Annotated in this window: 5 protein-coding genes and 1 tRNA gene; 4 read left to right on the forward strand and 2 right to left on the reverse strand. The window is 43.1% G+C overall.

The window, feature by feature from the left end:
* The 3 genes from VMW01_13660 to VMW01_13670 all read left to right on the forward strand — a co-directional run.
* The coding region (locus VMW01_13660) for a C69 family dipeptidase (protein HUW07298.1) at positions 1-1177 on the forward strand (1177 nt) is incomplete at its 5' end.
* A gap of 178 nt (positions 1178-1355) precedes the next feature.
* The gene (gene rplS / locus VMW01_13665) at positions 1356-1718 is read left to right on the forward strand and encodes a 50S ribosomal protein L19 (GenBank protein HUW07299.1); all 363 of its coding nucleotides are present in this window, start codon (positions 1356-1358) and stop codon (positions 1716-1718) included.
* A 272-nt stretch (positions 1719-1990) separates the two neighbouring features.
* Positions 1991-2064: transfer RNA gene (locus VMW01_13670), tRNA-Arg, on the forward strand.
* A 60-nt stretch (positions 2065-2124) separates the two neighbouring features.
* On the opposite strand, the gene VMW01_13675 is transcribed toward VMW01_13670, so the two are convergent.
* On the reverse strand, positions 2125-3480 hold the full coding sequence (locus VMW01_13675; protein ID HUW07300.1) for an ATP-binding protein: 1356 nt from the start codon (positions 3478-3480) through the stop codon (positions 2125-2127).
* Positions 3470-4831 carry a sigma-54 dependent transcriptional regulator gene (locus tag VMW01_13680; GenBank protein HUW07301.1) on the reverse strand — a complete coding sequence of 454 codons (1362 nt, stop codon included), beginning with the start codon at positions 4829-4831 and terminating at the stop codon, positions 3470-3472. The genes VMW01_13675 and VMW01_13680 overlap by 11 nt, the downstream gene beginning before the upstream one ends.
* A 183-nt stretch (positions 4832-5014) precedes the next feature.
* Here VMW01_13680 and VMW01_13685 point away from each other — a divergent pair.
* Positions 5015-5244, forward strand: a 230-nt coding sequence (locus VMW01_13685) for a hypothetical protein (protein ID HUW07302.1), incomplete at its 3' end; no start/stop codon positions are given.

A 5244-nucleotide genomic window follows, 5' to 3' on the forward strand; every position in this document is an offset into this window, starting at 1 on the left:
GATGGTTAATGCCGATAAGGGTGCGCTATGGGTTGCCATCCGTATTCCTGACGGTTACATCTCGGGCCATGCCAACCAGGCCAGAATTCGCCAATTCCCATTGGAAGACCTAAAAACATCCATTTCATCAAACAATCTCGACAAGATAAATGAACCTGGAATTTCCTGTGTTTACGCCGCCGACGTAATCTCCTACGCCAAAGAGCATAAATACTACACAGGAGAAGATAAAGACTTCAGTTTTTCCGACACCTACAATCCAGTAAATTTTGAGGGTGCTCGATTCTGTGAGATTCGAGTATGGTCTATGTTTAAGGAGGTTGACCCCGACATGATGCAGTATGTTGACTACGTTAAGGGTGCAAATCTAAGCCACAGAATGCCCCTCTACATCAAGCCAAATAGGAAAATATCTGTACACGACGTAATGACCTTTATGCGTGACCACCTCGAAGGCACCGAGTTCGACATGACCAAAGATATTGGAGCTGGACAAGATTCTTGTCCCTACCGCTGGAGACCTCTTACCTGGAAGTACAATGGCCAGGAGTACATCAACGAGCGCGCAACCGCCACACAGCAAACAGGCTGGACTTACGTTGCTCAAATGCGCAATTGGTTACCACGCGAAATTGGTGGAATTCTATGGTTTGGCGTTGATGATGCCAACTCCAACGTTTTCTGCCCCATGTATTGCTCCATGACTCGCGTGCCAGAATCGTATGCTGTGGGCAATGGAAATATGATGACCTATAGCCCAACTTCAGCCTTTTGGGTTTTCAACCGCGTATCGAATTTTGCCTACCTTCGCTACGACTACATAATTAAAGATATCAAAAAAGTTCAAAGTGAACTTGAAAGCAAATATCTTGCTTATACCGATGCTGTGGATGCTGGTGCCAAAGTTTTGTACGATAAGGACCCCAAACTTGCTATTCAATACCTTACCGACTATAGCGTTGAAACAGGAAATGCCACTGTTAAGCGATGGACAGAACTCAGCAACTTCCTTCTGGTAAAATACATGGATGGCAATATTAAGAAGGTAAAGGATGGAAAATTCCTAGACAATGGCACAGGAGAAAGCATGATGCCCGATCAACCTGATATGCCCGATTGGTGGAAGAAAAAAATAGTTGAAGATACCGGTGACAAGCTTAAAGCCATTGGTGAATAACACTAGCATTTAGATGGCAGAGCTAACTCTCTGCCATTTTTGTTGCCATCTACTCAATTATTTGGCGCTGAGCATTTCGTTGTTTTAGAAAAAAACGTATATTTGCCGCTCAATTCGGAATCTCTTACCTGAACCAAGGTGTCGGTAATATTCCGCTAATGCTTAAAAATAAATTACAATGGTTGATTTAATTAAAGTTGCTCAGGATGCATTTGCTGGTGAGCCAAAAAAATTCCCTGAATTCAAGAGTGGGGATACCATTACCGTTGACTACAAGATTAGGGAAGGAAACAAGGAGCGTATCCAGGGATTCCGGGGTGTAGTGATTCAACGAAAAGGTACCGGTGATACTCAAACCTTCACCGTTCGCAAGATTTCCGGCGGCATTGGTGTAGAAAGAATTTTTCCGCTCACCTCTCCGTTTATTGACAAGATTGAACTCAATAAAGCGGGTCGTGTTCGTAGGGCAAGAATATTCTACCTCAGAGGCCTCACTGGAAAGAAGGCAAGAATCAAGGAGAAAAGAATGAAAGCAGAATAAAAATTAACCCGGAAATTCCGGGTTTTTTTTTGATACCCATCTTACTTGCTCTTGCCATGCTGCAGCCTCTAAGCACTAAACAGTAGGAAGAAATTACCATCTATAATGCTAGGGATATGGCGGATGAAAGCAAACTTTTTGTGCAAATCAATCAATACTAAAATTTGAGCGTCAACACTTGGAGCCTTTTACTAGAAAACATTACCTTTTTTTAGTGCAAAATTTGGAAAAGAACAATCTTTGTTGCTATATTTGCATCCGCAAACAAGAACGGCCCCGTGGCTCAACTGAATAGAGCATCTGACTACGGATCAGAAGGTTACAGGTTTGAATCCTGTCGGGGTCACAAGAAGGGATAAGCAGAAATGTTTATCCCTTTTTTTGCAATAATGGAAAGGCATTTGGCTTAGGAGCATTCGTTAAAGCAAAGAACCACCTCAGTTCCTTCACCCTCCTTGGAACGAATGGAAATATTACCTCCATGCAATCGCATAACTTCCCTAGCAATGCTCAACCCAATGCCGGAACCACCATGCTTTGTTGTAAAAAACGGAACAAAAACCTTGTCCAAATTCACCTCAGAAATTCCAACACCATTATCCCTTACCGCAATGCAAACCTGCTCCTGAGAAGTAGATGCAGAAACTTCAATAACCTTATTTTCCTCTTTACATGCCAACGCATCCACTGCATTATACACCAAGTTCAAAAGGACTTGCACTATTTGACCCTTATCAAACATACAGGTCAACTCGGGCGAACTCAGCATAAGAGCAACATGCTCCGCACTAAGCCGCTCTTCCGTTAAACGAGCAACATTCATCAGCAATTCAGAAACAGAAACAGGTTCTTTCATAGGCTCTGGAATTTTAGTGAGCCGTCGAAATTGGTCCACAAAACGGGCCAACGCAGCGGAGCGTTCCCCAATAATTCGGTATCCTTCAAGCAGCTCATGAACATTGGTATTAACAGGCTCTTTCCCATTGACTTCCTCCGATTTACTATTGGCAACGGATGTGAACGATTGGCACAAAGAAACAATTGGCGCCACGCTGTTCACAATTTCATGTGTTAATACCCGAATAACCTTCTTCCACGACTCCTGCTCCTGCTCATCAACCAGTGGTTGTATGTCCGACAGCGTTACCAACCGATATTCGCTTCCAAACAGCAAGAATTTTTTACAGGTGTATGACAACCGATAAATCTGATTACTGACAATAATTTGAATAACCTTTGAGCGAAGATTACGCTGATTAATGACACCATAAAGCGAAGGATAAATTTTCTCGATTCCAGCCAAGTTAATACAGCCACGAAATCCAAGCATTCTTTGCGCAGCATCGTTGTGCAGCACAACCTTTCCTTCCGAATCGAAGCACAAAATTGCAAACGAAATGTCATCAACAATCTGCTGAAGCATTTGAAACTTGCGCTCCTCCTCTATCTTCATGTTTCGAAAGCGGATGGCAATATCCGTAAGTAGTCCAGCAAACTCTGCTGGAAATTTCCCAGAAAAAGAGCTAGCAAAGCTCAAGTTAAAATCGGAATTGGCCAACGATTCCACCAGTGTAAGCAGCTGTCGGTTGTACCGTCCAACAAAGACAAGCAGCTCCACAACAACTATCGCCGATAGAACCAGACAAAACCATGCAGAGACTTGGAAATTGTCGGTCTGCACCAGCGCAAAAAAAGCGGCCATTAGTCCCATTGCAGCAAGGATTCTAATGAGCACCCAAAACTTAAACGACTTAAAGACCATAGCGCTTCATTTTTCTGTAGAGGGTTGTCCTGCCCAAATCCAACTCGTGCGCAGCGGCGGTCACATTTCCTCCATTACGTTTCAGTGCCGCCTCCAATGCGTCCTTCTCCATTCCCCACATTGTAGCTGGTTGCTGGTTGTCACGGCTGTTCGCTATTGCAATATGTTCAGGAGTAATTATATTTCCCTCCGATACAATAACTGCACGTTCCACCACATGGCCCAACTCCCTTACATTTCCAGGCCAACCATATTCCAAAAGTTTACTCAACGACTCTTTTGAGAAGGCAAGCTTACGCTTACCATACTTCTCTGCAAAATGCAACAAAAAGTGGCCTGCAAGGATTGAAATGTCACCTTCCCTATTCCGCAACGGAGGAACTGAAATTTCAACAGTATTAAGCCGAAAGAATAAATCTTCTCTGAATTTTCCTTGGGTAATCAGCTGCCAAAGATTGGCATTTGTTGCACATATTATTCTAACGTTTACATGTTTGGGATAAATTGCACCCAATCGCTGAACTTCCATGGATTGTATGGCTCTTAGCAACTTAGCTTGTAAAGGAAGACTTAAGTTTGCAATCTCATCCAAAAATAAAGTTCCGCCGTCGGCAAGTTCCATTCTGCCAATTCGTGTTATATTGGCATCGGTAAAAGCACCTTTTTCGTGCCCAAAAATTTCTGATTCAAACAAAGTCTCGGGAATTGCTCCCATATCTACGGCAATAAATGGGTTTTGCTTTCGCTTAGACTCACGATGCACCATTCGCGCCACCAGTTCTTTCCCAGCGCCGTTTTCTCCTGTTATCATTACATTTGCATCTGTTGGCGCAACCTTGTGCACAAGTTCCATCATATCCAACATCGGCCGACTACTGCCCACAATAGTAGAATACTGAGCACCAATTTCACTTTCATACATTGAAGAAATTTCGGATGAGCGAAGAGCAAGATTTCTCAACCGTGTAAGCCTTGCTGCGGATACTAGGGTTGCCTCCAGCTTCAAATTATCCCAAGGTTTCACAACAAAGTCAGCTGCGCCAAGCTTCATTGCCTTAACGGCCAAATCGATATCACCATAAGCAGTGAACACAACAACCGACAAATTTTGGTCAACTTTATGGATTGAGCGCATAGCAATCAATCCCTCCTCTCCATCACTTTTTCCCTGTGAAAAGTTCATGTCGAGCAGAACAACATCTACTGACATCCCGCCCTTCAATTTTTCAATGGCCTGGGTCGGTGATGAGCAAAATTCAACGTGGCTAAAACTCCCTCGAAGCGCGATCTTAAGGGGCAACTCCAACTCCTTATTATCATCAATTATCAAAATCGAAAATTCATTTTCCATATACTTCAACTTAAGCGGCTATGTCATTGCCAACAAATGTACGGTGAATGTTTCAATATGAAACACTTTTTTCGGCAACAACAATCACCAATTATTAGTACTACATTGTATATAAACAACATACAGACATAGGCACGTCAATTGAAAAACCACGATCAGAGAATTAATACTAACCTGTGAAGTATGATGATACGACCTATTTTCTACGGAAGCTTTAGGAGCATAATAAAGCAAAGGAACTCCACTACCATAAACATTATAGGGCTTTCGCTCGGCATTGCGCTCTTTTTATATCTATTGGCCTATGCTAGGCAAGAGCTCACAATAGATAGCCAACAGCCCCACAACATTTACAGGGTTGAAAACGGGGAATGGGGAATCTTAGGACCTGGACTTGGCCCGGCCATTGGACA

Source organism: Williamwhitmania sp., from assembly GCA_035529935.1.
Classification (GTDB): domain Bacteria; phylum Bacteroidota; class Bacteroidia; order Bacteroidales; family Williamwhitmaniaceae; genus Williamwhitmania.